This is a genomic window from Methanothrix soehngenii GP6 (assembly GCF_000204415.1).
Lineage (GTDB): Archaea > Halobacteriota > Methanosarcinia > Methanotrichales > Methanotrichaceae > Methanothrix > Methanothrix soehngenii.
The window spans coordinates 1,402,357-1,426,391 of record NC_015416.1 but is presented as its reverse complement, the minus strand read 5'-3'; the positions used below and the strand labels follow the sequence as shown (position 1 = coordinate 1,426,391).

The following is a 24,035-nucleotide window of genomic DNA, read 5'->3' as shown; positions in this document are numbered from 1 at the left end:
AAATGCTTATTGGAATAGATGTCGGCGGAACCACCACTGATGCTGTTTTGGTGGATGGCAGCCGGGTGGAGAAGACGGCCTATGTGCCTACGGATCACAATGATCTGCTGGGATGCTTGCTGGGGGCTCTGGATGAGCTGGTCAGAGGAGTGGACGTCAGCAAGATCGAGAGGGTGGTTTTAAGCACCACTCTGATCACAAATATGATTGCCGAGAAGAAGACGGATCCTGTGGCCCTGGTGCTGATACCGGGTCCGGGGACCAATCCTCAGGACTACAACCTGGGCCAGTCCATCATTCTTGATGGGGCCATAGACTTCCGGGGCAAGGAGATCGACCGGTTGAACGAATCCCAGATAAAAGATGCAGCCGCCAGGATAAAGGAGAGTGGAGTCTCGAGGGTGGCAGTGGTGGGAAAGTTCAGCCAGAGAAATCCGGCTCACGAGGAGAAGGTATCCCAGATCATGTCCCAAATCCTGCCCGGATCCAAGATCGAACTGGGCCACCGGGTATCTGGTCACCTCAACTTCCCCCGGAGGGCGGCCACCACAAAGCTCACCCTGGCCACCAAAGAGAGCTATGCGAGGTTCGCTCTAGCGATATCCAGGGCTCTGGAGGAGAGGCGGATCACCGCTCCCGTTTATATCCTGAAGGCAGACGGCGGGACATTGCCTTTAGAGGGATCGCTCCAGATGCCAGTGGAGACCATATTCTCCGGGCCTGCGGCCAGCATCATGGGGGTCATGGCCCTGACTCCTCCCGGCCAGACCTCGGTAGTGGTGGACATCGGCGGCACGACGACAGACCTAGCTCTCATCCTCTCCGGCAGTCCGCTGCTCTCCTCTAAAGGGGCGCGAGTGGATTCTATGCTGACTCATGTGCGCGCTTTTGCCGTAAGGTCCGTGGCCATTGGCGGGGACAGTGCAGTGGACGTCGCCGAGGACGGCCTGACAGTGGGCCCGCAGAGAAACGGCTCGCCCTTCTGTTTGGGGGGCACGGGCCCCACTCCCACCGATGCTCTGCGCGTCTTGGGCCGGTCGAGCGTCGGCGACCTGGAGCGAGCAAAGGAGGCGATGGCAGGGGTGGCAAGCAGGATGAACTGCACTGCAGAAAAGGCAGCAGAGATGGTGTTAGATTCTGTGGTGGAGAAGATCGCCTCACAGGTCAATGAGATGTTTCGGGAGTGGGAGCAAGAGCCTGCTTATCGCATCTGGGAGATCATGAAAAAGGAGAAGCTCGAGGCGCAGAATGTGGTTGGGGTGGGGGGAGCTGCCCCCGCTCTGGTGCCCCTCATCGCCTCCCGGCTGAAGGTGGCCTCGATTGTGCCTGAGCATGCTGCGGTTGCCAATGCCATTGGTGCTGCCGTTGCCCGGCCTACCATCACCCTTAACCTTCATATCGATACCGAGAGGGGTGAGTATGTGACTGCAGAGGATGGGATCATGGGCAAAGTGAATGAGAAGCAGATGTCTCTGGCTCAGGCTGAGCAGCTGGCCCGGAGGCTTCTCGTGGAGAGAGCAGGCCGCCTGGGGATTGAGGAGTATGCCGCTGAAGCTCTGGTCACTTCAAGCGAGGTCTTCAATATGATTCGGGGATGGTCGACGGTAGGAAAGCTCCTGGACGTCCGAATGGAGATTCCTGCTGGCCTGCTATCCTCATGGAGGTGCACGTAAATGGCTTCTAATGCAGGAGCGGGAAAGACCGGCCTGATATTCTTCCCCGCCTTCGACTGGGCCATCTCGCCCACCCATCCAGAGAGAGAGGAGAGGCTGCTTTATACCCGGGACCAGATCTTTGAGGAGGGGCTGATGGACCTCCCTCAGATCGAGGAGTACAAGCCCCGATTGGCAGAGAACAAGGACATCGCTCGCACCCATTTCTGCGTTCCAGATGTGGAGAGCCAGGTGACCGAGGCCCATCTCATTGCCGCCGGAAGCACCCTCACCCTGGCCGATGCCCTGGAGAAAGGGGAGATCAGAAATGGCTTTGCCCTGGTGCGCCCGCCAGGCCACCACAGCATGCGGGTGGTGCACGGCAACCGGGGATTTTGCAATATCAATAACATGGCCATACTGGTGGAGTACCTGAGGACCAAATACGGCCATAAGAGGCTCGCGGTGATCGATACGGATGTGCATCACGGCGACGGCACCCAGGAGATCTTCTGGCATGATCCCGAAGTCCTGTGCATATCCTTCCACCAGGACGGGCATACCCTCTATCCTGGATCCGGTTTCGTCAATGAGATCGGCGGGCCGCAGGCACTGGCTCGCACCCTGAACGTTCCATTGCCACCGGGAACTACCGATGAGGGCATCCATTATGTTCTGGACAATCTCATCCTGCCCATTCTGGAGGAGTTCAAGCCGGATCTGGTCCTGAACTCCGCCGGCCAGGACAACCACTATACTGATCCTCTAGCTAATATGCGGTTCTCTGCCAATGGCTATGCCCGGCTCAATGAGAAGCTTGCTCCGGATATCTGCGTCCTGGAGGGAGGCTATGCGGTGGAAACCGCGCTTCCCTATGTGAACACCGGCATCATCCAGGCCATGGCCGGCCTTGACTACTCCCATGTACGCGAGCCGGATTATGTTCCGGGAGCCTTTGTGCAGACCGATGCCATGTGGCGGGAGATCAAAAAGACGGTGGACCAGGTGAATGAGGCCTGGGCGAAGAGGGAGGAGATGGTCCAGATGGTGCGGGAGAGTCTGGGCGACTTCTACCGCCGGAAGAAGAGGGTCTTTTACGATACGGACATGATCAATGAGAGCCAGGAGGAGTCGGTCAGGCTCTGTCCGGACTGCCCGGGATACATGACCATCACCAGCTCTGCCCAGAGGGGATATGGCACTTTGAACAATGCCTTCTGCGTCTCCATCCCTCGTGGCGCCTGCTCGTCCTGCCGGGAGGATGCAAAAGAGGAGTATGAGGAGCATCTGGAGGACCGCAGGATTGGGTATGTCTATCTGCAGGACAAGGACCGGGACAAGTTCAAGTTCTGCAACAATATGACCCATACCCAGAAGGGGTACTGAGGGCCAGGCATATTGAAAGTTGGGCCATACTGGCCTATACTTGCCTTTTTATCCTTTCTTTTATTCTCTATTTTCCGGTTGTTTCTCCCGGAGTCTGAGAACTGTATGAGCGATAGAGCAAGAGAACTGGAGGCGGCGGCGGCATCGATCGATGCAGCCTCCCTTGAAGTGGCCAGGAAGGGGATCGTCACCGGCTGCCAGGAGCTGATCTACTGGCTGGAACTCTTATCCCGCCGCCTTGAAAAGGTCCCGCCCGAAAAGGAGCATAAGTTCGCCCGCGCATTCTCTCTTATAATGCTCGGCCACTTGCCCACCCGGCCCGAGACCTGCCCTTTTTGCGTCCAGTACGGGCAGAGCCGAAGCTGCCGGGGTTGCGGCTATGCTGCCACTCACGGGCGCTGCGATTCGGATCAGTCGTCTTTCAGCCTGTTCATCGAGGCCTTCAGTGAGTTGGGAAGGGTGATTTATCAGGATACAGGAGGCCTGAACTGCCATCCGGATGATGCCCGGCTGAGGCTTGATCATTGCATTCGCTCCTGCTGCCTACTGGCAGCGGATATGATGGAGGATATTGATTCCTCCTCCGCCGAGCGGCTGATGGAGAGGAAGGCCAGGTACCTAGAGCAGATGATCGATCTTTTGCCGAAAGAGCTCTTCGGTCCAGAGATAATGGAGAGTTGGCGTCGAGTGCATGAGATGCTTCGCAATTACTGGTAGTACTCAGTCTGCTGTAAAATAGTCAAATCACATTTCAGCTCAGATGCTGCACGAAGAGCTCCTCATAGAGCCTCTTGACGTTCTCCGCCGTCTTAGTCATCTCCGGGAAGCCCTGGTAGTTCATCGCCTCCTGCACGTCCTGGGGAAGGCGGAGCTTGTACTGGCTGCGGGAGAAAAACCAGCCTTGCCGGGCATAGTAGCGGGAGAGATACTCCTGCTCCGTCTGGCCGGGGGTGGGGATGAACAGCCCATGCTTTTTGTCCAGCTCCACCATCTCCATCATGGTGGTATAGCCGGACCTGGTGATCAGAAAGCGGGCCCGGTTCATCATCTCCACTTTATCCTCCGTTGATAGGTAAGAGTGAACTGTGGTATGCTCATCCAGCTTCTCGTGCCTCTCCTTCTGAGGGCTTCCCAGGAGCACCACCTTCTCCCCGGGGAGCTTTTGCACCTGCTTCATGATGATCTCCTCCAGCTTCGTCCTCTGGGGCTCGGGTCCTGAGACGATGATCAGATAATCCAGGTCTTCATCCAGATTCATCTTCCTGGTGCTGGTGAAGATTCCGGCGAAATAGGCTCTTTTGTTGGTGGCATCCAGGCGTGATCGGCTGAGCTTGCCGCTCAGGTTCGGCTGGCCCGCCCAGGGATAAATATCCGGCACAATGACTCCGTCGAACTTGACATGAACGAAGCTGTTCACGGGAATGGTGAGCATCTCAAAGGGGTAGAGGTACTGGGGCAGGCTGAAGCGGAGCTGATGGGAGATGAAGTAGCTGGGAATGTCGTGGCTGTAGACCCCCATGCGGTTGTCGCTTATTATCAGATCAAACTTATTCACAGAGAGGATCTCGTCCAGCTTCTTTCTCTCCCTGGCCAGAGCGCGGAGGAGGATGGGAATGCTGGCAGCGAACTTGGGCAGGAAGAACCGGGTGGAGCTGTAGGGGGCAGGATAGTCCTTGAATGTTATGAAATCGCATTCCGGGAATTCCCTCTTCAGAAGCGTCAGGGCATTGCCGCTGGTGCCAATGGTGACCTCGTGGCCCCTTCGTATTAGCTCCTCAATGATGGGAATGTCCCTGGTGGAGTGGCCCAAACCCCAGTTCAGAGGGCTCACGAATACTTTTCCCATGAGGCGGGAGATCAAGCTCTAGGTATAAATCGTTTTCTTGATAAGAGCTAAATATCAACCTGTTCCACCAATAGCCCGTGTACGAGCAGATAGTTCAAGCCGTCGACAAGATGAAGAAGGGAAGCCCTGGCTATGAAGGGATCAGCGCCATCCTGAATAGATATGCCAGGGGCGAGATCGATCTGGATGAGGCCTACTACGACCTCTTGGAGGCGGAGCTGATTGCTATGCCCAAGAGGTGCGGCATGTCCGCAAAGCGCCCGGTGACTGCAGAGGACGAACTGCGCCTGAAAGAGAAGATCCATGAGAAGATCAAAGAAGATCTCCATTAGACGGCCAACAGAGATGCAAAGCAAAAGCGGCAAGGGTAACAGGTCAAGAGCATATGTTGGGAATAAGCGTCACTGAATTGAGGGATCTGGTCATATCATTGATCGCCCTGGTAATAGCCTTCTCGGTGCTTTTTGGAGGGGCGGTGCTTGATATGAATATGATCATCGTCTCCACTCTGGGTGTTGCCAGCGGATTTCTCCTCCATGAACTGGCTCATAAGTTCACTGCCCAGCATTTTGGATATCTGGCCGAATACAGGGCCAATCTCCTGGGCCTTGGTCTGGCGGTGGCTTCAGCCTTCGCCGGCCTTCTCATTGCCGCTCCGGGAGCGGTGATGATCAGCCGGTCCCGGCCCCCTGTCCAAACATATATTCAAGATAGCATCTACGGCTCTACCGTCCCCGATCCGTTTCATCAGGAGGAGCTGGCCAGCCAGCTGAAAAGAGAGATGCTCTTAATATCTCTGGCCGGGCCGATGACCAACATCGTGCTGGCAGCTTTCTTCTTCATTCTGGGGATGAGCGGTCTGGCAGATGGCGAAGTCTGGGCGCAGGCGATTACATTTGCCCTCTTCATCAACCTGATCCTGGCGGCCTTCAATATGCTGCCCTTCGGACCCCTGGACGGCAAGAAGATCTTCGACGGCGACCGGCGGGTCTGGGCTTTGATCGGCCTGCCTGTGATACTGATCGCTCTGCCGGTTTATTTGGGGATTATATAAAAGAAGGCTGGTTCAATTCTGCAATTGTGCTGCTATCGAGGGTCAGTTATTTCCATGCGTCTTCGGTTAAGACCACAATCCCTCCCTGAATCGTTCTCTATTGACATGCGGATCAAGTGCCTCACTTGAACACACATTTAAGACTGTAGAGAAATCATGCTCTATTCCAAGGTAATCCAATATCGCAGACAATAGATGCGAGGAATTTTGGACAAAGATGTTACTCCATCTCAATTGAGTAAAGCGAACCATTTTGGCACCGGGATTTAGTTTTCGCACTATCGAATACAATTTTCTGCTGACAAGAAGCGTCAAAATTGAGACCCAGATTAAGGCCTCAATCGCGTATGGGCTCTTTGTTGTTATCTGATCTAGCGCATATCTGCTCTTCAATTCTTTGAAGATGAGTTCGACTTCCCATCTCCCAGAATAAACCGCTGCAACCTCTGAAGCATTTAATATATCTGATGAAATATTAGTTAGATAAAAGTGATGTTCTTCTGCTTCGGTATTATAAATGGCGACTAATCTAAATATCTTATTATCTTTTTTGCTCTCGCCGCGATAGGATCTTCGGTCAAATGATACTTCCACATTTACATCAAAAATATCATCGGATTTTTCTAGTTTAATATCTTTCAAATGTTTCCCGTTTAGATCAACGCCACGGGTATTGCGTACCTGATTTGTTCCTACTATTAAGGGATTTGCATTGCTCTTGAGGCGAGAGACAAAGGATCCGCCGTTTTCAACTATCCTGCTGAACAGTTGATATTTGTAAAATCCTAGATCTATTAATAATATTATATCTTTTACCCAGGGACCTATTTTTAAGGTCTTTACATCGTTGGTATTCTCAGGCAGTATCGAAATGCTTTTTGGACTATTGGCTATGGCACTTGTTAAAAATGCCACTTTTACTCCTGCAGCCACTTTTCGGGAACGAGTGGCTGGCCACTTATCAGCAAGGCTTTTATGAAGCCGAATAATAGTGCTATCTTGAATCATTACATCCCGAAAGCTAGCTAGACGGTCACCCAAAATCCTACTGGGTTCTTCAGAAATGTGCTCTATGCCGTGAATCACACATTCTCTGAGAAATTTTACCAGTTCTGGAGTGAAACGATCATGCCAACTGCTGTCTGAAATTGATACTTTCCCTCTGACTTCGTAAACGCGTTTCAACTCCACTATAGTTCGATACAACTGTGAGCCATAGCCGATAGCGAGAGTCCAAAACATTATCACTGGATCAATCTTTCTTTCTCTTTCGATCAATCCGCTCTCTCTTGCTTTATCTCGAATCCACTTGGATTCAAACATCCTGGTTAGTTCTTGCTCGACTATATCTTTCTCAATTTGTGATACTCCTTTTCGCATGCTAATCCCTTGGATTGAATATAGTATCACATATTCCATATAAATCTTATTAGATGAACTATTCCAGAAGATAAATTAATGTGCATTTATAACGATTGTGCTAGGAATGATCTGCTAACCGAAGACGCATGCAGTTATTTCAATACTCCATGCAGGACGGGAAGTAGGTGTTGAATGAATGACTCAAATTGAGGTTCTGCAGGAGATCTCTGATACCCTCATTTCCATCAATGATTGCCTGGAAGGGATTGGTGAAGAGCTTGAGGAAATCAGCATGGCCAGCAAGATGATGATATTCTTCAAGCTGATCGAATTGAAGCCGGAGATGAAGGACAAGCTCGGGCCTTTGATCAATGAACTGGCAGAATCTATGGATTTCACGATGGATGAGGCAGCAGGAGAGGAATAGCGAAAAAGCCCTCACTGAAAGGGCCGCCTGAGAAATTCAGGGAGGAGGTGGGCCCCGAATCTCTCGCGCATCTGATGATTTGATTTACTTAACAAAAACATCATAGATGTTTATTTTATTTAGCCCTTTCCATTTGAGAATGCTCGCCCTCCCATTTTTCTTGAGCCCTACTTTCAGCGAAGATCTTTTGATCTAAGCGATTCTGCAGTTGAGGACATGGATGAGCATGTCCTGACCAGGTTACGCCAAGAGCTGATTGAGGGAATCGATGAGAAGACCAGAGACGGAGCATCACGTTTTTTCAAGGAGGAGGTCAGGTTTTACGGTGTCAAATCCAGCCTGGTCAGGAAGATCGCGACCAAATACTTCCGGGAGATAAAAGGGAGGGACAAAGGGAAGATCTTCACCCTGTGCGAAGAGCTCCTCTGCTCAGACTATGGGGAGGAGGCGTTCATCGCTTTTGAGTGGGCCTATTCCCTGCGCAGCCAATATGAGCCCTCCGATTTCTTCATCTTTGAGGGCTGGCTTGAGAGGTATGTGAACAACTGGGCGAAGTGCGATACCCTATGCAACCATACCCTGGGAAGCTTCATTGAATTGTATCCTCAATACATGGAGAAGCTCTTTGGCTGGGCCCGGTCAGACAACCGATGGGTGCGGCGGGCCTCAGCTGTGACCCTCATCCTACCCGCTCGCAGGGGCGACTTTCTGCCGGAGGCATTCATGATCGCTGACATCCTCCTTCTGGATAAGGACGACATGGTGCAGAAGGGATATGGCTGGCTTTTAAAAGAAGCGAGCCGGGCTCATCAGGCTGAGGTCTTCGACTATGTGATGAAAAACAAGGCCGTCATGCCCAGAACGTCTCTGCGCTATGCCATAGAGAAGATGCCCGCGGAATTGAGAAGAAAAGCGATGGAGAGATGATATCCTCTGGAACTATCCGCAGTACTTGCACCCAGGAACTGTCTCCCCATTTCCTAGATAGAGCACCTGGCTTCGGCTTCCATATCTGAATACCGTTACTCCCTTACACCCTAAGTCGTAAGCCAGTCTGTAAACCTGGAGCACATCGCTTACCGTTGCCTCTGCAGGCAGGTTCACCGTCTTGGATACTGCATTGTCCGTATATTTTTGGAAGGCGGCCTGAATGCGCACATGCTGCTGAGCAGAGATGTCAAGAGCAGTGCGGAACAGCTCCTTTAGATCCTGGGGCAGGCCAGCGATCTCCTGCACACTGCCCCTCCAGGCCAGCTCCACCTTGAGATCTGGGGTATAAATCCCCCTTTCCATCGCCATCTTCTCAAAGAGCGGTGAGACCTCCAGCAGCCGCGCCCCCTCCAGCACCCGGCGCACGAATGCCAATGCAAAGAGCGGCTCAATGCCGCTGCTCGTCCCGGCGATGATGCTGATGGTGCCAGTGGGGGCGATGGTGGTCACCGTGGCGTTTCTCATTGCGCTCCACCCCCGCAGGCGCGAGCTATCAAACAGGGGGAACGATCCCCTCTCCTCACCCAGGCGCGCCGACTGGGCACGAGCGTGCTCGCTGATGAATCCCATCAGCTTCTCTGCCAGGGCCACAGCCTGGGGCGAGGCATAGGAGATGTTCATCTGGATGAGCATATCGGCAAAGCCCATCACACCCAGGCCGATCTTGCGGCGGCTCAGTGTGGCCTCTTCTATTTGCGGCAGGGGGAAGCGGTTCATATCGATGACATCATCCAGAAACCTCACCGCCAGGCTGACCAGCTCAGCCAAACGATCCCAGTCCAGCTCTCCTTTTCTTACCAGCCGGGAGAGGTTGATCGAGCCCAGGTTGCAGGACTCATACGGCAGCAAGGGCTGCTCCCCGCAGGGGTTTGTGGCCTCGATCTCCCCGGGGAGGGGGTGGGCGGCATTGATGCGATCGATGAAGATGATCCCCGGGTCGCCACCCCTCCAGGCGGAGGTGGCGATAAGGCCCAAAAGCTCCGCTGCCTTCAGCCGGCCCCCCGCCAGGCCCGTGCGCGGATTGATCAGGTCGATCTCGCCCTCACCCCGCGATTTTTCCATAAATTCGTCTGTCGCCGCCACAGAGAGGTTGAAGTTCTCCAGGAATCCCGGCCGCTCCTTGGCCTCGATGAACTCCATGATATCGGGATGGTCGACCCTCAATATCCCCATGTTCGCTCCCCGGCGACGCCCGCCTTGCTTGATCACATCGGTCGCTGTATCGAAGATGCGCATGAAGGAGACCGGTCCGCTGGCCACTCCCCCAGTGGCCCGGACGACATCGTCCTTGGGCCGCAGTCGAGAGAAGGAGAATCCTGTGCCTCCGCCGCTCTGGTGGATGAGGGCCATGTTCTTCAGAGCGTCGAATATGCCTGGCAGCGAATCCGTCACTGGAAGGACGAAGCATGCCGATAGCTGCCCCAGCTCCAGCCTGGAGTTCATCAGGGTGGGGGAGTTGGGCAGAAACTCCAGGTTCCTCATCATCTGCAGGAAAAGAGATCGATAGCTTTCAACATCGCCGCCATATTTGGACTCAGCCTTGGAGATATGATCGGCCACCCGTCCAAACATCTCACCCGGGGTCTCCACCACATCTCCCCGCTCGTCCCTTAAGAGATACCTCTTCTTCAACACCTCCGCAGCATTGACCGAGAGCTTCAGGTCATCTGCCACTCCTAGATAGCGTTTGGCTTCTCTGATCTCCGTTCTTTTTTGGCGGTAGAGGATATAGGCCTTGGCCACATCGGCGTAGCCAGCGGATATGAGCGCTCTTTCCACCAGGTCCTGGATCTCCTCCACTCCGGGAATGGTGCGGGAGAATCGTTCTTCTGCCTCTTTAGCCACCCTCTCTGCCAGCCTGAAAGGAGCATCTTCCTCCTCTCTGCCCACGGCTCGAAAGGCTTTGGATATGGCCAGAGCAATCTTCTCGGTCTGGAACTCGACCACCCTTCCCTCCCGTTTTCTGATGCGCTCGATCATCCCTGTTCATCCTGCGGATTCGAAATCCATCAGCTCTATTAAATCCGGATTATCCCGCATCCTATACCTATCATGCATAATCGATATAAACCTGCATCTCTCTTGCCCGAGCCGTTAAATTTCTATGGCTTGACCGCTGACTTACTACAATTACAGAGGTTAAATGAAATGAAAATTGCCATCTCAGGAAAAGGAGGCGTGGGCAAGACCACCCTCGCCGGAACCCTGGCCCGTTTATTTGCGCGCGACGGCTACAACGTCCTGGCGATCGACGCCGACCCGAGCATGAACCTGGGCTCGGCTCTGGGCATTCCTGATCTGCCCAAGCCGGTCACTGAACACAAGGACCTGGTTGAGGAGCGAGCGGGCATGCCCATGGGCATGTTCAAGATGAACCCCAAGGTCGACGATGTTGTAGGCATGTGCGGCTGCACCGGGCCGGACAACGTCAAGCTGGTGGTCATGGGCACCATCGACTCCGGAGGATCGGGCTGCATGTGTCCTGCCAATGCCTTCGTCAAAGCCCTCCTTCGACATGTGATAACCCGGGAGAAGGATCTGGTGATCCTGGATATGGAAGCGGGCATAGAGCATCTGGGCCGGGCTACTGCCAGAGGCGTAGACGCCATGATCGCAGTGGTGGAGCCGGGGATGAGGTCCATTGAGACCGTGGAGAGGATAATGCAGCTGGGCAAAGAGATAGGCATCTCCAGGTACTTTGCTGTCATTAACAAGGCGGACGACCCCGGTCCTGTGGCGGACAAGCTCTCGGCAATGGGAATTCCAGTCCTCGGAACCATACCCTTCGATCGCTGCCTGGTGGAGGCGGACCTGGCAGGCACCCCTCCTATAGATGCCGACTGCCCTTCGGTCCAGTCCATCAAGAGGATAAAAGAGAAGCTTGAAGAGATGTTCGGCGAGAATAAAATAGAGAAGAATGAATAGATCGAGAAATAGATGAAACAGGCAGGCCTAGAAGGCCAGATGGCCTGCTCTTAATCCCTCTCCTACCACCGACCCTATGACCCGAGAGCCAGGTCCCATGATCCGGCAGGCTTCCTGGGCCTCTTCCTCCGCCAGCACCACTAAAAAGCCCATTCCCATGTTGAACGTCTGGTACATCTCCAGATCCTCCACCCTGCCCTGCTCTTGCAGGAAATGGAATATGGGCTGGGGTTCCAGCGGATCGGTGATCTCGAATCCGAGATTGCTGATCCGGCGCAGCTTTAGTAGTCCCGAGCCGGTGATGTGCGCGAGGCCGTGGACATCGCACCTTCCCACCAGCTCTACCACTTCATGATATATTCTGGTGGGAACTAAAAGCTCCTCTCCTATGCTTTTTTCCCCTCCGGGCAGGCGATCGAAGTAAGTGTATCCGGATTGGGCCACTATGGCCCTGGCCAGAGTGTAGCCGTTGCTGTGCAGGCCGCTGCTGGGGACCCCAACCAGCACATCCCCCTTCTTGATCTTCTCCCCGGTCACCACCTTATCCTTGTCCACGACGCCGATAGCGGTTCCGGCCAGGTCGAATCCCCGGATGATCTCCGGCAGGGAGGCGGTCTCTCCTCCCACGATGGTCATATTGGAGAGTTCAGCACCCCGGGCGAGACCTATGGCTATCTGCTCAGCGCGTTCGGGATCGACCTTCTCCACCGCCAGGTAGTCGACAAAGGCTATGGGCTCCGCGCCGATGGCATACAGGTCGTTCACATTCATGGCTATGCAGTCAATTCCCACGGTATCCCACTTGGAGATGGCATTGGCGATCAGAACCTTTGAACCCACCCCGTCTGTGGTCATGGCCAGGGCAAAGCTTCCCATATCCAGGAGGCCTGCATAATGGCCTATATCGGTCAATGGCGCCCCGAACCCTTTGCGCCTGGTGGTGAGAACGGACTTCATGGCCTCGATGGACCTATTCTCCAGGCTGATGTCCACTCCTGCCTGGGCATAGGTGAGCTTCTTCATGCTTCACCACCCAGACCGAACTCGCGATGAAGCTCCCGGACTGCTCTTTCCCCATCCGCCGATGCCACCACAAAGGAGATGTTATGCTGGCCAGATGCCTGGCTGATCATGACCACATTGATCTTAGCCTGACCCATGGCCTTGAACACCCGGGCGGCTACCCCAGGAGTCCCGGCCATTCCCGAGCCTGTCACCGCTACTGTGCAGACATCATGGTCATGGGAGATCTCCTTGACCACATCTCTGGGGAACTCGGATCGCAGAGCCTCATCCGCTCGATCTGCCTGTCCCTCCTCTATGACCATTGATATGTTGGCCTCAGAGGAGCCCTGGCTGATCATCACGATATTGATCCCCGCTTCGGCCAGAGCGGTGAAGGCGCGAGCAGCAACGCCCAGTGTCCCTATCATCCCAGCGCCGGAGATGTTCAGAAGCTCGACTTTCTGATGCAGTGTGACCGCCTTGATCACATCCTCTTTGGGAACATCGTCCCTCACGATCTGAGTTCCTGGGTCCTCGGGATCGAAGGTGCACTTAACCCTCACAGGGATACCCTTTTTTATGGCTGGCTCGATGGCTCTGGGATGGAGGACCTTAGCCCCGAAGTAGGAGAGCTCCATCGCCTCCCGGTAGGAGATGGTGGGTATCGTCTTGGCCTCTGGCACTATCTTGGGATCAGTGGTCATGATGCCGGAGGTCTCCTTCCAGAACCAGATCTCATCCGCATTGATCGCCGCACCGATCAGTGATGCGGAAAGGTCGGAGCCACCACGGCCAAGGGTGGTATTCGTCCCCTTCTCGTCCTGGGCTATGAATCCGGTGACCACTGGGACGCCCTTCAACGGCAGTAGCTTCTGGGGGATAAGGCCATAGGTCTTCTCCAGGGGTCTGGCATCCCCGTAATTGCTGTCGGTGATGATTCCCGCCTCTCTTCCGGTATAATGCTGGGATTCGATTCCCATATCCCGCAGCACCCCGGATAGAATGGGTGCAGCCAGCTGCTCGCCATAGCCGGAGATATAGTCGAGCGAGCGTCTGGTTAGCTCTCCCAGATAGCAGATGCCGATGTAGGCCTTCTCGAGCAATGAGAGCTTCTCAGATATTATACCCTGTACCTCTTTGGCGATTGCAGGATTCTGGATTGCATCTGCTATCGCTTGGTTGTGTCTATCTGTGATCCTCTCCATGAAGTCCATCACATCTGAGACATTGCCTTCGCTGGCCGCCCTTCTGGCACAGGCCAGAAGCTCATCCGTTACCCCTTGAAGGGCAGAGGTGACGAGGACTATCTCATTGTCGCGATGGAAATGCGCGACAAGATCGCCCACATGCCTCAGCCGGTTTCCGTCAGCAACGGAAACACCACCAAACTTCATTACCAAGCGCGCCATCTTAAAAACCGAACCACAGCTATCTTCGCATCGATTTAAGCTTTGTCCAGCGATGGTTCAAGAGGGCGGTCTGCCAATATGAAGGATCGTATATTTCCCTTTACAAACCGCCCGAAGAAGGGGCCGAAGGCTTAAATACATTGAGCCCGAGGAGTCTCAGTCCTAGTCAGGATTATATGATTTATCTCAAACTTCGCGAGGCGTATTATGGGCAAGAGGAAGAAGATAGCAGAACGCGTAACCACTCTGATGGATAAACCCCAGTTTATCAGGAACATCGGAATCGTAGCACATATCGATCACGGCAAGACAACCCTTTCTGATAACCTGTTGGGCGGGGCAGGCATGATCTCCATGGATCTGGCAGGAAAGCAGCTATTCATGGATTTCGATCCCCTGGAGCAGGCCCGAGGAATCACCATCGATGCCGCCAATGTCTCCATGGTCCATGAGGTGGACGGCAAAGAGTATCTGATCAATATGATTGACACTCCCGGCCACGTGGACTTCGGGGGCGACGTCACAAGAGCCATGCGCGCTGTGGACGGTGCTGTGGTGGTCGTGGACGCGGTAGAGGGCGCCATGCCCCAGACGGAGACCGTGCTCAGACAGGCTCTGAAGGAGGGCGTTCGGCCGGTCCTTTTCGTCAATAAAGTGGACCGGATGATCAACGAGCTCAAGGTGGAGAAGAAGGACATGGCCGCTCGCCTGGGCAAGGTCATTGACAATGTCAACAAGCTCATCTTAGGAATGGATGAGGAGAAATATAAAGCCGGCTGGAAGCTGGATGCCGCCAAGGGAAATATCGCCTTCGGGTCAGCCCTCTATAATTGGGCAATAAGCGTTCCCCAGATGAAGAAGACGGGGATCGGCTTTGATCAGGTGGTAGACTACTGCCATGAAGGAAAGATGAAGGAGCTGGCAGAGAAGGTTCCCCTGTACATTGCAGTCAACGATATGGTGGTCAAGTTCCTGCCCAGTCCCATCGAGGCCCAGAAGGAGCGGGTCGGGGTCATCTGGCACGGCGATTGGGACAGCCCGGTGGGGAAGGCCATGGCTTCATGCGATCCGAATGGGCCGGTGGCTTTCATGATCAACAAGGTCAAGGTCGACCCTCATGCTGGCGAGGTGGCCACAGGAAGGCTCTTCTCCGGGACACTCAGGCGGGGCATGGAGCTTTATGTATCTGGCTTCGGTGGAACCAACCGCATTCAGCAGACCGGCGTGGTAATGGGTGCGGAGAGGGTAGAGGTAGAGGAGATCCCGGCAGGGAACATCGCAGCGGTTACCGGCCTTAGGGATGCGATCGTCGGATCCACTATATCCTCAGAGGAGAATATGACCCCCTTCGAGCAGATCAAGCATGTCTCCGAACCGGTCATGACCGTGGCGGTCGAGGCCAAGAACACCCGCGACCTGCCCAAGGTGGTCGAGGTATTGAGGCAGATCGCCAAGGAGGACCCAACTTTGCAGGTCACCATCAATGAGGAGACCGGAGAGCATCTCATGGCAGGCATGGGTGAGCTGCATTTGGATGTCACCGTCACCAGGCTCCAGCGCGATCGCGGTGTAGAGCTGAAGACCTCTCCGCCCATTGTGGTATACCGGGAGTCCATAGCCGGCCATGCGGGGCCAGTAGAAGGAAAGTCGCCCAACCATCATAACCGCTTCTATATCGAGTTTGAGCCTCTGGAAGAAGGAGTGATCCAGTCCCTGAAAGAGGGCAAGATCAGCATGAAGATGGAGGAGATTGAGCGCAGAAAGCTGCTCATCGAAAATGGCATGGATAAGGATGAGGCCCGGAACATATCCGGCTACTACGGGACCAATATCCTTCTTAATATGACCAAAGGCATTCAGTACCTGAGAGAGACCATGGAGCTCATACTGGAAGGCTTCGAGGAGGCCTTGAAGAACGGCCCCATCTGCAGGGAACCGGTCCAGGGGATAAAGGCCAAGATCATGGATGTGAAGCTGCACGAGGATGCAGTGCACCGCGGCCCGGCTCAGGTCATTCCCGCAGTCAGGCAGGCAGTGCAGGCAGGGATCCTAATGGCAGATCCCGTGCTGCTCGAGCCCTTCCAGAACGTCTATATACAGGTGCCTCAGGATCAAATGGGTGGAGCCATGTCTGAGATCCAGGGGAGAAGAGGCGTCATCCTAAACATGGACAGCCAGGGCGATATGGTGATCCTTAAATCCAAGATGCCTGTGGCTCAGATGTTCGGTTTCTCCGGGGCGATAAGATCGGCCACCGAAGGGAGAGCCCTCTGGTCGACGGAGTTCGCAGGATTCGAGCCCCTGCCCGCAAACCTGCTCTTAGAGACTGTCAAGCAGATCAGGACCAGAAAGGGCTTGAAGCCGGAGATGCCCAAACCCAGTGATTACCTGAAGGTCGTATAAGCGAACCCTTCGAAAGGATTAAAAGCAGAAATACCGAAAAATATGGATAGTGCCAGTTGGAGGAGATAAGTTATGGCAGATACTAAGCCGCATCTCAATCTAGCATTCATTGGACACGTCGACCACGGAAAGTCGACAACCGTAGGCAGATTGATGTTCGAGACAGGGGCTGTAGACCCCCACGTCATTGATGAGTATAAAAAAGAAGCAGCAAGCAAAGGTAAGGCAACCTTCGAGTTCGCCTGGGTCATGGACAGCCTGAAGGAAGAGCGCGAGAGGGGCGTTACCATCGACATCGCCCATCATCGCTTCGATACCGCCAAGTACTACTTTACCGTGGTGGACTGCCCTGGCCACAGGGACTTCGTGAAGAACATGATCACCGGGGCCAGCCAGGCAGATGCTGCCGTATTGATCGTGGCCGTCCCGGACGGAGTCATGGCTCAGACCAAGGAGCACGTCTTCCTGTCCAGGACCCTGGGAGTCAACCAGCTGGTTGTGGCTATGAACAAGATCGATGCCACCACCCCACCCTACGACGAGAAGAGGTACAACGAGGTCAAGGAAGAGGTAGGCAAGCTCCTCAAGATGGTTGGATACAAGGTAGATGATATACCATTCATACCCCTCTCCGGTCTGATGGGAGATAACCTGGCCAAAGCCAGCACCAATACGCCCTGGTACAAGGGCCCAACCCTACTCGAGGCCTTAAACAACCTCAAGGTCCCGGATAAGCCCACCAACCTGCCTCTGCGCGTACCGGTGCAGGACGTCTATACCATCTCAGGTGTCGGCACTGTGCCCGTGGGCAGAGTAGAGACCGGTGTCATGAGAAAGAACGATAAGATAGTCTTCCAGCCCGCAAATGTGACCGGCGAGGTCAAGTCCATTGAGATGCATCATGAGGAGGTGCCTGAGGCATTCCCCGGAGATAACATCGGATGGAATGTGCGTGGCGTCTCCAAGAAGGACATTCGCCGGGGAGATGTCTGCGGATCGGTGGAGAAGCCCCCGACCGTTGCCAAGGAGTTCAAGGCCCAGATAGTGGTGCTGCAGCATCCAAGCGCCATATCCGCTGGATATACTCCAGTATTCCACTGCCATACAGCTCAGATCGCCTGCACCCTGACAGCCATTCTGGCCAAGCTGGACCCGAGGTCCGGTGCAGTTAAGGAAGAGAATCCCGCCTTCATCAAGGCTGGAGATGCGGCCATCATCATGGTCACTCCCTCCAAGCCCATGGTCATTGAGCCGGTGAAGGAGATTCCCCAGCTGGGCAGGTTCGCCATTAGAGACATGGGCACGACCGTCGCAGCCGGCATGTGCATGAGCGTGGTACCACGCTGAACCAACTTTTTTTGGTGTAAACATGCAAAAGGCTAGAATTCGGCTCTCTGGCACCAATCCCTTGATGCTGGACGATATCTGCAATCAGGTCAAAGGGATTGCCCAGAGGACGGGCGTCCATATGGCGGGCCCCATCCCTCTTCCCACTAAGAGAATGGTTGTACCATGCAGAAAGAGCCCTGATGGAGAGGGAACAGCGACCTGGGACCACTGGGAGATGAGGGTGCACAAGAGGCTTATCGATCTAGATGCCGATGAGCGCGCTCTTCGGCAGCTCATGAGGATTCAGGTTCCTAAAAACGTGAATATAGAAATCGTTCTGGAAAGCTGAGATCAGTAGGTGGGGGTGCTTCCCGGGAAGAGAGCCCGCTGCCTATATCATTCTAAATTTTCAGAGGAATGTTCCAGTATCATAGGATTATTTGCATAAGATGCTGGATTGAATGAGATTAAAGGGGATGTGGACTCGTAGTATAGTCTGGATAGAATAGAGGCCTCCGGAGCCTCGGGCCCGGGTTCGAATCCCGGCGGGTCCGTAACATTTTTGCAGTTGATTCTAAATTTTGGGCTTTCTGGGATTTACTGAGTCTCGCTAAAGATTTCCAGAAGTGACCGCTGTGGCAGTACACTCTCCGGAAATTTCTTAAGTTAATTAAGCAGGATCGCCGATCGGTAGATTCCGGTTGATCTTCTCTCCGCTATCAGCTGCTGGATGCCTTTTCTGCCCTGGCATTTGACCTGTCTGCTCCTTTTAGAGTAACCCCATCATCGATCTTTTTGAGAATGATGGTCCCATCGCCCAAATGGTCTATGGCAATCCTGTCTCCAGTGCATAGGTCAAGGCCATATCTGATGGCTAGGGGAAGCTGAACCCTGCCGTTAGCATCGATATTGGTAATCAATCCACTCACCTAGGCCATCCATCCCTCTTGTTTATAAAAGGCTTATTCTGAGATGAGGTTCATATGAAGGCAATGCGATAAGATGTCTGATCTAGAAGATGGCAAAACCGTGAATTTCTTGTCGATCCATCGGGGAAGCAGGCTGCCGGCAAGGAGGCGGTCGCAAGAGCTGCCCTGCTCGCTGGCATGGCCGGAGAGCATGACTTTTCATCGAATGAACTCTCTAGCAGTCTATGCCCTCGCATCCCGCCTCTCGCTTCTCCTTAGCTGGATCGTCCCGGAAGACCAGCCTCTTTTCCACATCGAACGTGCCGGTAAAGGACTCGTGCACCTTGACATCCTTGGAGAACATCTTGTGCAGATGGGCATCGGTCTGCCAGGTTCCATTAAACGAGTTCCTGGTCGATATGCCTACCGAGTCAACCGGGCTGGTGCTGAGGAGCCGTGCGATCTCATTCGGGTCAGCGGTATAAGAGGAAGGATTTGTGGAGGCGAAGAATGTGCTTCCTTCCCTCTCCATCTCGGTGACGGAGAAGGACTCCTGAACCTCAGCTCCTATTCCTCCCCAGAAGGATTTGGAGTTGATGTACTTGGTTCCCACCATTGGGGTGGTGCCGGAGTAGGTGATCCGAGTGTTCTCCCAGAGGTTCAGGGGAATAGTTGAGTCATTGCTCATGCCCGGCATCCGCCCAGCTCTCTGGGATTCAACGGTTCCCGTATCCATCTCCAGGTCGCCGTCACCGGTCATGAAGCTGTTATACTCCAAAGCCAGGTTTCTGTCCTTTACTGAGACGCCAACCTCGAAATAGCCCGTTCCTGCCACCTTCAGGCCGTTGGTGAACTCCCCCTCCTGGACCTGCCCGGATAGAGCAGATGCTATGCCAGTTTGCTCCAGGGTGAAGAGGAATATCAGCAACAAAGCCAACGCTACTCCCCTCGTAATCCTACCCCATTTTTCTTACTGGAGATCTATTTGGATCTTCTAGATAAAAAAGTTATTGCACTGGGGGGGGCGATAGTTTGATCTCATTCCTTTGCCCAAACTCATGGCTGATGTCAGGGGATCTCGCTGTGGTCATGGATGTAGCAGGGACCATTATGAGGATGTATCGCGTGGCCAAGGACATACCAGGAGATATTATCCTGGAGAAGGTCGTCACCTGGGAGCTTATCATGGAGAAGAGTGGCCGGGCACTGGTAGTGCCTCAGATCGATCCGGATATGATAATATCCTGCAATCCCGACCATCCCATCAGAGTGCTGGTCTTGGGTCGCGAGGATTGCATCAAGATCAGCTGCTCATCCTCTCAGATCTCCCCAGATGAGGTCTTGAGGATTCTGAAGAGCTCTCCGGTCAAGATGCGCGAGCTGCAGGAGGCCTGTGCAATAGTGAAAGCGAAATGCCCGGGGAACTATCGCACTGCAGGATTCATCGTTGACCATGATCATGGAGAGATCGCCTATGCAATCAGCACTGGTGGCATTCCATTTCCTGGATTGGAGAGGGTACTGCTTGATTTAAAGGCTATGGGCGCAGATGTTTATCTAGCCTCAGGAGATAGCAGAAGGAGCCTGAACAGCCTGGACGATCTGGGCATAGATCCATCGCGAATGAATCCAGTAGCCAACCCCTGGCGGAAGAAGGAGATTGTAGCAGAGCTCAAGGAAAGGTATGGCCATGTGGTCATGGTTGGCGATGGCTTGAATGATATCTATGCCTTGAAGGCGGCAGACCTGGGAGTTTTGACGGTGGAGCAGCACACTCGCCCCTCTCCCAGGTTGCTGGATTCCGCTAGTGTCATCATCAAGAGCATCCGTGACCTTCCCCGAGTCATTAAAGAATCTGGATCTATCGGCCAGAACGAATCTACTCCTTCCCGACAAGGCGAACTACAAGAAAAGTATTATATACCTTGACAGTTGACCCTCTGTCCGGCAACCTTTTAATTCGCTTCGAAATGAGATTGAACTAGAAGATACTAGGAGTAGCCAATAAATGTTCGAAGAGCTTTTAGAGCTATACAAAACAAAGGCCGAAGAGATTGAAAGAGATCGTCGAGAAGCACAGGCTATGATAATGCTCGTCTCCGCTATCGACAAGATGTCCCAGGACATGGACTCTAAGAAGAGCGATGTCGAGCTTTTGGGCAGGCTGATCGATCAGGTTGACCGCTTATCCAAAGAGGTATCCGACCTGAAGAGCCAGTTTCGCACCAGGCAGGCCCGGCCTTCTGCTGCAGTGGAGTCAGGCGCAGGCGATGGTAAGGCCCTGGATAATCATGCCCGATCTCTGATCGATATCATGGCGGAGAAGCCGGGCAGATACACCACCAGCGAGCTGGTGGACATGCTAGGTCTGAATAAGACAACGGTCATAAGCGTGATGAAGCGCGCTTTGGAGCTTGATCCCAAGCACGTCAAGATGAGCCAGGGCAAGAGGCGTAAGCTCTATTTGTCCTATGTCTCCGATGAGGATACGCAAAAGGTAGAATCCTCATCTGGGACTGGTGAATCTGACCGGATGAAGCTTGAGCTCATGGCCATGACCTGAGGGTGAAGCTCATATAAGCTGCAAAATTTGATACGATCGAGGCCGAACAGCCGGAAAACATCCGGCAGCCTTTCGCTTTGCGGGTTGCCCTTATGCCGGACTTTCAGAGATGTTTTCTCCCCAAATCGCCCTAATTCTATTTAGTCATTTAATGTCGACCTGCATATTAACAGTGGATCTTGGGTATCTTGCTACTTATATATAGCAATCTTGACTTATTATGATATTCGGTTATGACATCCGCAGCAGATGATTATGATCCTGACCGGCAATATAGAATCTCGAAATGATGGGAATCATTTCAGCTCTCCTCTGGACGGATGAGCCGGAAGGCTTTGAATATTCCGGCAATTGCATTCTTCACTAGCTCTCTTCTCAATTCCATGCGGTAGATCAGCACCACAAATACGGTGAAGGTGGTGGCCAGGGCGAAGACTATGGCCAGAACGGTCACCATGCCGAAGTTATTGGTGATCAGAAATGGGGATGATATCAAGGCGGCAAATCCGAATATGGTGGTAAGCCCTGAGGCGATCAATGCCGAGCCTATGGCCCTGGTGGCTGTGGAGAGGGCCTTTCTAGGTTCGCCGATCTTCTCCAGCTCTTCATAGAACCGCTCCATCATCAGGATGGCGTACTCTGATCCTACTCCCAGGATCAGGGCTCCCAGGCACGCAGTAAGAGGGGTGTATTTCATGCCTGATATGTACATCACACCACCCATCCAGCCTATCACCACCAGCATGGGAAGCACAGGAAGCAAGGCCTTTATCAGATCCCGGTAAATCGCCAAGAGCACAATGAATATCAGCAAGAGTCCGAAGAGAGTCATCTCTGTTCTTCCTTTGGTCAGGGCGGTTATGACCGTGGTCATCACCACTGCGTCTCCAGTCATTCTCACCGAGACCCCTGCGGGAGGAGGATTCCAGGCGATGTCTTTATCGATCTCTTTCATCAGCCGGTCTGAGCCCTCGGTGCCCAGGTTGGTTATGGTCTGGCCTACATTGAGGTCGATTATGGCGGTGTTGTGTCCATCCAGGTATATATCCCGCCAATTGGCAGGAAGGGCCTCGATTAGCGTGCGGATGATTGTCCTATCCGTGGGGAGAGTTCCCTGGTTTGCCTCTTTTGTCAGGCTGGCAATGCTCGTATATCCCAATATCTGATCTCTGGAGCCTTTCAGATAGATGGAGAACTCCTCCATCCACTCCAGCACCCGCGGATCGGTGACATCATCGGCCTGCACCAGCAGCTGGATGCTGTCAGTGCCCCCGAAGGTCTCGCTCATATGCCAGTAATCTATCAGAGGAGGCAGATCCTGGGGCACATAGTTCTTGAAGTCGGTGTCCACGGGGACCTGGGTATCTGAATATATGCCGGCCAGGGAAAGAAGTAGGGCTAAAGCCAAAACGAGCTGCCACCTCTCAATGCAAAAGCCTGAGATTCCATCCAGCATCCTCTCAAAGATCGTCTCCTCTTCCCTCCGGCTGCCTTCTCCCCGGTCGCCTGCATTCGTATCTTGGGTCGAATGCTTATCTATTGGCTGGTGGTTCAAGCGCTTTCCCACGGCAATGTAGAGGATGGTCACCCCCACGAAGAGGGCAGAGAGGAAGCAGAGGATCAGTCCGATCAAGCAGAGCAATCCGAAGTCCCTGATCATGGGGATGGAGGATGTGAGCAGAGAGATAAAGCCAATGGAGGTTATGATCAGGGCGATGATCACCGGTTTGGTGACGTGTTTGACCGTTTCTACCACCGCTTTTTGCGGCTGGCCGGTGCGAGTGAACTCCTCATTTATCCGGTTTTGGAACTGGATGGCATAGTCGATGCCTATGCCTATCAGGACTGGAAATGCGGACATCGACACCATGGTGAATGGTATATGCAAGAGGCCCATGGCACCGAAGGTCCAGCCAACTCCCAGGAAGACGATTGGTATAGGAAGTAGGGACCACTTCACCTGGTTGAAGGTGATCAGCAATGCCACGATCATCAGAAAAGCTGCCAGGAGAAGAATGGGACCGTTGCTCTCGGCCATCTCTGCAGTTATCGAATTCATCAGGGCAGGATCGCCGGTGACCGTCAGCCTGGTGTCAGCAGGAAAGCTGGCCAACAGCAGCTGGCCTTTTGTCTCCTGGTACAGCTCCCCTTGCTCGCTTTCCGTGAGGGAGACCGGCAGCTCTATGGAGAGCATGGTATGGCTGCGATCGGGCAATATAGCCGCCAATATGAGATCGTCCGCGGACAGGATCTCATCTATCCTCTCCTGATCGGGAATGGCTCTTATTCCGCTGCTCTCTTTCTCTGTATCGGCCACTATATCGGCTATGCTGGTGACGGAGAGGACATCCGGAGCCTCTTTCATCTTATCGGAGAAGGTGAGCATCGACCGGAGGACCTCTGGCTTTGCCACATCATCCGCCTCGATCAATACGGCGATGGATGCGGTTCCAAAGTTCTGCACATAGAGATGGTCATAGACCTGATAAAGGGCGGAGTCCTTGCCCACCATGCTTTCGGTGGTCAGCCCTTGCATCTCGATCTGTTGGGCATAGTGGACGGCGCTGAGGGTGATGAGCAGTGTGGCAAAGATGATAATAATGGGATTGTCTGAGATCCACCGGCCGAGCTGTTCTGAGCCGTTCATTGCATATGCCTCGTTTCCTCTTTGAACTGCCATAGCCCGGGATCTTCCCGAGCCAGCATGGCAAAAGTTCGGATATTATCGACCAATCGAAACATGCGAAAGATAGATAAAAGTTGTGGTCTTCTCTAT

At 53.7% G+C, this 24,035-nt stretch carries 21 protein-coding genes and 1 tRNA gene; 14 read left to right on the top strand and 8 right to left on the bottom strand.

Annotated features, from left to right (window positions below):
* Positions 1–2: 2 nt before the first annotated feature.
* The 3 genes from MCON_RS16100 to MCON_RS07135 all read left to right on the top strand — a co-directional run bounded on the left by MCON_RS16100 (position 3) and on the right by MCON_RS07135 (position 3,755).
* Positions 3–1,673, top strand: coding sequence for a hydantoinase/oxoprolinase family protein (locus tag MCON_RS16100; RefSeq protein ID WP_048132085.1), 1,671 nt, complete (start codon positions 3–5; stop codon positions 1,671–1,673).
* On the top strand, positions 1,674–3,038 hold the full coding sequence (locus tag MCON_RS16095) for a histone deacetylase family protein (RefSeq protein ID WP_013719330.1): 1,365 nt from the start codon (positions 1,674–1,676) through the stop codon (positions 3,036–3,038).
* Positions 3,039–3,143: 105 nt separating this feature from the next.
* On the top strand, positions 3,144–3,755 hold the full coding sequence (locus tag MCON_RS07135; RefSeq protein ID WP_048132083.1) for a hypothetical protein: 612 nt from the start codon (positions 3,144–3,146) through the stop codon (positions 3,753–3,755).
* Positions 3,756–3,789: 34 nt separating this feature from the next.
* On the opposite strand, the gene MCON_RS07130 is transcribed toward MCON_RS07135, so the two are convergent.
* Positions 3,790–4,884 carry a glycosyltransferase gene (locus MCON_RS07130; RefSeq protein ID WP_013719328.1) on the bottom strand — a complete coding sequence of 365 codons (1,095 nt, stop codon included), beginning with the start codon at positions 4,882–4,884 and terminating at the stop codon, positions 3,790–3,792.
* 77 nt (positions 4,885–4,961) lie between these two features.
* Between MCON_RS07130 and MCON_RS07125 the strand changes: the two genes are divergently transcribed.
* Positions 4,962–5,216, top strand: coding sequence for a hypothetical protein (locus MCON_RS07125; RefSeq protein WP_013719327.1), 255 nt, complete (start codon positions 4,962–4,964; stop codon positions 5,214–5,216).
* Positions 5,217–5,269: 53 nt separating this feature from the next.
* Entirely contained in the window at positions 5,270–5,938 is a 669-nt protein-coding gene (locus tag MCON_RS07120; RefSeq protein WP_013719326.1) for a site-2 protease family protein, read from the top strand.
* A gap of 66 nt (positions 5,939–6,004) precedes the next feature.
* On the opposite strand, the gene MCON_RS07115 is transcribed toward MCON_RS07120, so the two are convergent.
* Entirely contained in the window at positions 6,005–7,318 is a 1,314-nt protein-coding gene (locus tag MCON_RS07115) for an IS4 family transposase (RefSeq protein ID WP_083804753.1), read from the bottom strand.
* Positions 7,319–7,496: 178 nt separating this feature from the next.
* Here MCON_RS07115 and MCON_RS07110 point away from each other — a divergent pair, with 178 nt between their 5' ends.
* Positions 7,497–7,727: a hypothetical protein gene (locus MCON_RS07110; protein WP_013719325.1), complete on the top strand. Its 231-nt coding sequence runs from the start codon at positions 7,497–7,499 to the stop codon at positions 7,725–7,727.
* Positions 7,728–7,943: 216 nt separating this feature from the next.
* Positions 7,944–8,654 (top strand): DNA alkylation repair protein, encoded by a 711-nt coding sequence (locus MCON_RS07105; RefSeq protein ID WP_013719324.1) that lies wholly within the window; start codon positions 7,944–7,946, stop codon positions 8,652–8,654.
* 12 nt (positions 8,655–8,666) lie between these two features.
* Here MCON_RS07105 and MCON_RS07100 read toward each other — a convergent pair whose 3' ends face one another.
* Positions 8,667–10,697 (bottom strand): adenosylcobalamin-dependent ribonucleoside-diphosphate reductase, encoded by a 2,031-nt coding sequence (locus MCON_RS07100; protein ID WP_013719323.1) that lies wholly within the window; start codon positions 10,695–10,697, stop codon positions 8,667–8,669.
* A gap of 168 nt (positions 10,698–10,865) precedes the next feature.
* Here MCON_RS07100 and MCON_RS07095 point away from each other — a divergent pair, with 168 nt between their 5' ends.
* Complete coding sequence (locus MCON_RS07095) at positions 10,866–11,642, top strand: ATP-binding protein (protein ID WP_013719322.1); 777 nt, start codon at positions 10,866–10,868, stop codon at positions 11,640–11,642.
* Between the two features lie 27 nt (positions 11,643–11,669).
* On the opposite strand, the gene purM is transcribed toward MCON_RS07095, so the two are convergent.
* Entirely contained in the window at positions 11,670–12,665 is a 996-nt protein-coding gene (gene purM / locus MCON_RS07090) for a phosphoribosylformylglycinamidine cyclo-ligase (protein WP_013719321.1), read from the bottom strand.
* Complete coding sequence (locus tag MCON_RS07085; protein WP_048132081.1) at positions 12,662–14,056, bottom strand: aspartate kinase; 1,395 nt, start codon at positions 14,054–14,056, stop codon at positions 12,662–12,664. The genes purM and MCON_RS07085 overlap by 4 nt, the downstream gene beginning before the upstream one ends.
* Before the next feature lie 207 nt (positions 14,057–14,263).
* On the opposite strand from MCON_RS07085, the gene MCON_RS07080 reads away from it, so the two are divergent.
* The 4 genes from MCON_RS07080 to MCON_RS07065 all read left to right on the top strand — a co-directional run bounded on the left by MCON_RS07080 (position 14,264) and on the right by MCON_RS07065 (position 18,342).
* Positions 14,264–16,459, top strand: coding sequence for an elongation factor EF-2 (locus tag MCON_RS07080; RefSeq protein WP_013719319.1), 2,196 nt, complete (start codon positions 14,264–14,266; stop codon positions 16,457–16,459).
* 72 nt (positions 16,460–16,531) lie between these two features.
* Positions 16,532–17,806, top strand: coding sequence for a translation elongation factor EF-1 subunit alpha (gene tuf, locus MCON_RS07075; protein WP_013719318.1), 1,275 nt, complete (start codon positions 16,532–16,534; stop codon positions 17,804–17,806).
* A gap of 22 nt (positions 17,807–17,828) precedes the next feature.
* Positions 17,829–18,137 (top strand): 30S ribosomal protein S10, encoded by a 309-nt coding sequence (rpsJ, locus tag MCON_RS07070; RefSeq protein ID WP_013719317.1) that lies wholly within the window; start codon positions 17,829–17,831, stop codon positions 18,135–18,137.
* Between the two features lie 131 nt (positions 18,138–18,268).
* Positions 18,269–18,342 (top strand) — tRNA-Arg (locus tag MCON_RS07065).
* A 165-nt stretch (positions 18,343–18,507) separates the two neighbouring features.
* Here the strand turns inward: MCON_RS07065 and MCON_RS07060 are convergent.
* Both MCON_RS07060 and MCON_RS07055 read right to left on the bottom strand, forming a co-directional pair.
* Positions 18,508–18,717: an AbrB/MazE/SpoVT family DNA-binding domain-containing protein gene (locus MCON_RS07060; protein WP_013719316.1), complete on the bottom strand. Its 210-nt coding sequence runs from the start codon at positions 18,715–18,717 to the stop codon at positions 18,508–18,510.
* Between the two features lie 214 nt (positions 18,718–18,931).
* Complete coding sequence (locus tag MCON_RS07055) at positions 18,932–19,627, bottom strand: hypothetical protein (protein WP_232844359.1); 696 nt, start codon at positions 19,625–19,627, stop codon at positions 18,932–18,934.
* A 134-nt stretch (positions 19,628–19,761) separates the two neighbouring features.
* Between MCON_RS07055 and MCON_RS07050 the strand changes: the two genes are divergently transcribed.
* Both MCON_RS07050 and MCON_RS07045 read left to right on the top strand, forming a co-directional pair.
* Complete coding sequence (locus MCON_RS07050; protein ID WP_013719314.1) at positions 19,762–20,625, top strand: HAD family hydrolase; 864 nt, start codon at positions 19,762–19,764, stop codon at positions 20,623–20,625.
* A 79-nt stretch (positions 20,626–20,704) separates the two neighbouring features.
* Positions 20,705–21,259 carry a hypothetical protein gene (locus MCON_RS07045; RefSeq protein ID WP_013719313.1) on the top strand — a complete coding sequence of 185 codons (555 nt, stop codon included), beginning with the start codon at positions 20,705–20,707 and terminating at the stop codon, positions 21,257–21,259.
* Positions 21,260–21,560: 301 nt separating this feature from the next.
* On the opposite strand, the gene MCON_RS07040 is transcribed toward MCON_RS07045, so the two are convergent.
* Positions 21,561–23,939: an efflux RND transporter permease subunit gene (locus MCON_RS07040; RefSeq protein WP_013719312.1), complete on the bottom strand. Its 2,379-nt coding sequence runs from the start codon at positions 23,937–23,939 to the stop codon at positions 21,561–21,563.
* Positions 23,940–24,035 lie beyond the last annotated feature (96 nt).

Coding starts and splice junctions, on each gene's coding strand:
- MCON_RS16100 (WP_048132085.1), top strand. CDS start 3: ATGCTTATTGGAATAGATGTCGGCGGAACCACCACTGATGCTGTTTTG.
- MCON_RS16095 (WP_013719330.1), top strand. CDS start 1,674: ATGGCTTCTAATGCAGGAGCGGGAAAGACCGGCCTGATATTCTTCCCC.
- MCON_RS07135 (WP_048132083.1), top strand. CDS start 3,144: ATGAGCGATAGAGCAAGAGAACTGGAGGCGGCGGCGGCATCGATCGAT.
- MCON_RS07130 (WP_013719328.1), bottom strand. CDS start 4,884: ATGGGAAAAGTATTCGTGAGCCCTCTGAACTGGGGTTTGGGCCACTCC.
- MCON_RS07120 (WP_013719326.1), top strand. CDS start 5,270: ATGTTGGGAATAAGCGTCACTGAATTGAGGGATCTGGTCATATCATTG.
- MCON_RS07115 (WP_083804753.1), bottom strand. CDS start 7,318: ATGCGAAAAGGAGTATCACAAATTGAGAAAGATATAGTCGAGCAAGAA.
- MCON_RS07110 (WP_013719325.1), top strand. CDS start 7,497: ATGACTCAAATTGAGGTTCTGCAGGAGATCTCTGATACCCTCATTTCC.
- MCON_RS07105 (WP_013719324.1), top strand. CDS start 7,944: ATGGATGAGCATGTCCTGACCAGGTTACGCCAAGAGCTGATTGAGGGA.
- MCON_RS07100 (WP_013719323.1), bottom strand. CDS start 10,697: ATGATCGAGCGCATCAGAAAACGGGAGGGAAGGGTGGTCGAGTTCCAG.
- MCON_RS07095 (WP_013719322.1), top strand. CDS start 10,866: ATGAAAATTGCCATCTCAGGAAAAGGAGGCGTGGGCAAGACCACCCTC.
- purM (WP_013719321.1), bottom strand. CDS start 12,665: ATGAAGAAGCTCACCTATGCCCAGGCAGGAGTGGACATCAGCCTGGAG.
- MCON_RS07085 (WP_048132081.1), bottom strand. CDS start 14,056: ATGGCGCGCTTGGTAATGAAGTTTGGTGGTGTTTCCGTTGCTGACGGA.
- MCON_RS07080 (WP_013719319.1), top strand. CDS start 14,264: ATGGGCAAGAGGAAGAAGATAGCAGAACGCGTAACCACTCTGATGGAT.
- tuf (WP_013719318.1), top strand. CDS start 16,532: ATGGCAGATACTAAGCCGCATCTCAATCTAGCATTCATTGGACACGTC.
- rpsJ (WP_013719317.1), top strand. CDS start 17,829: ATGCAAAAGGCTAGAATTCGGCTCTCTGGCACCAATCCCTTGATGCTG.
- MCON_RS07050 (WP_013719314.1), top strand. CDS start 19,762: ATGTCAGGGGATCTCGCTGTGGTCATGGATGTAGCAGGGACCATTATG.
- MCON_RS07045 (WP_013719313.1), top strand. CDS start 20,705: ATGTTCGAAGAGCTTTTAGAGCTATACAAAACAAAGGCCGAAGAGATT.
- MCON_RS07040 (WP_013719312.1), bottom strand. CDS start 23,939: ATGGCAGTTCAAAGAGGAAACGAGGCATATGCAATGAACGGCTCAGAA.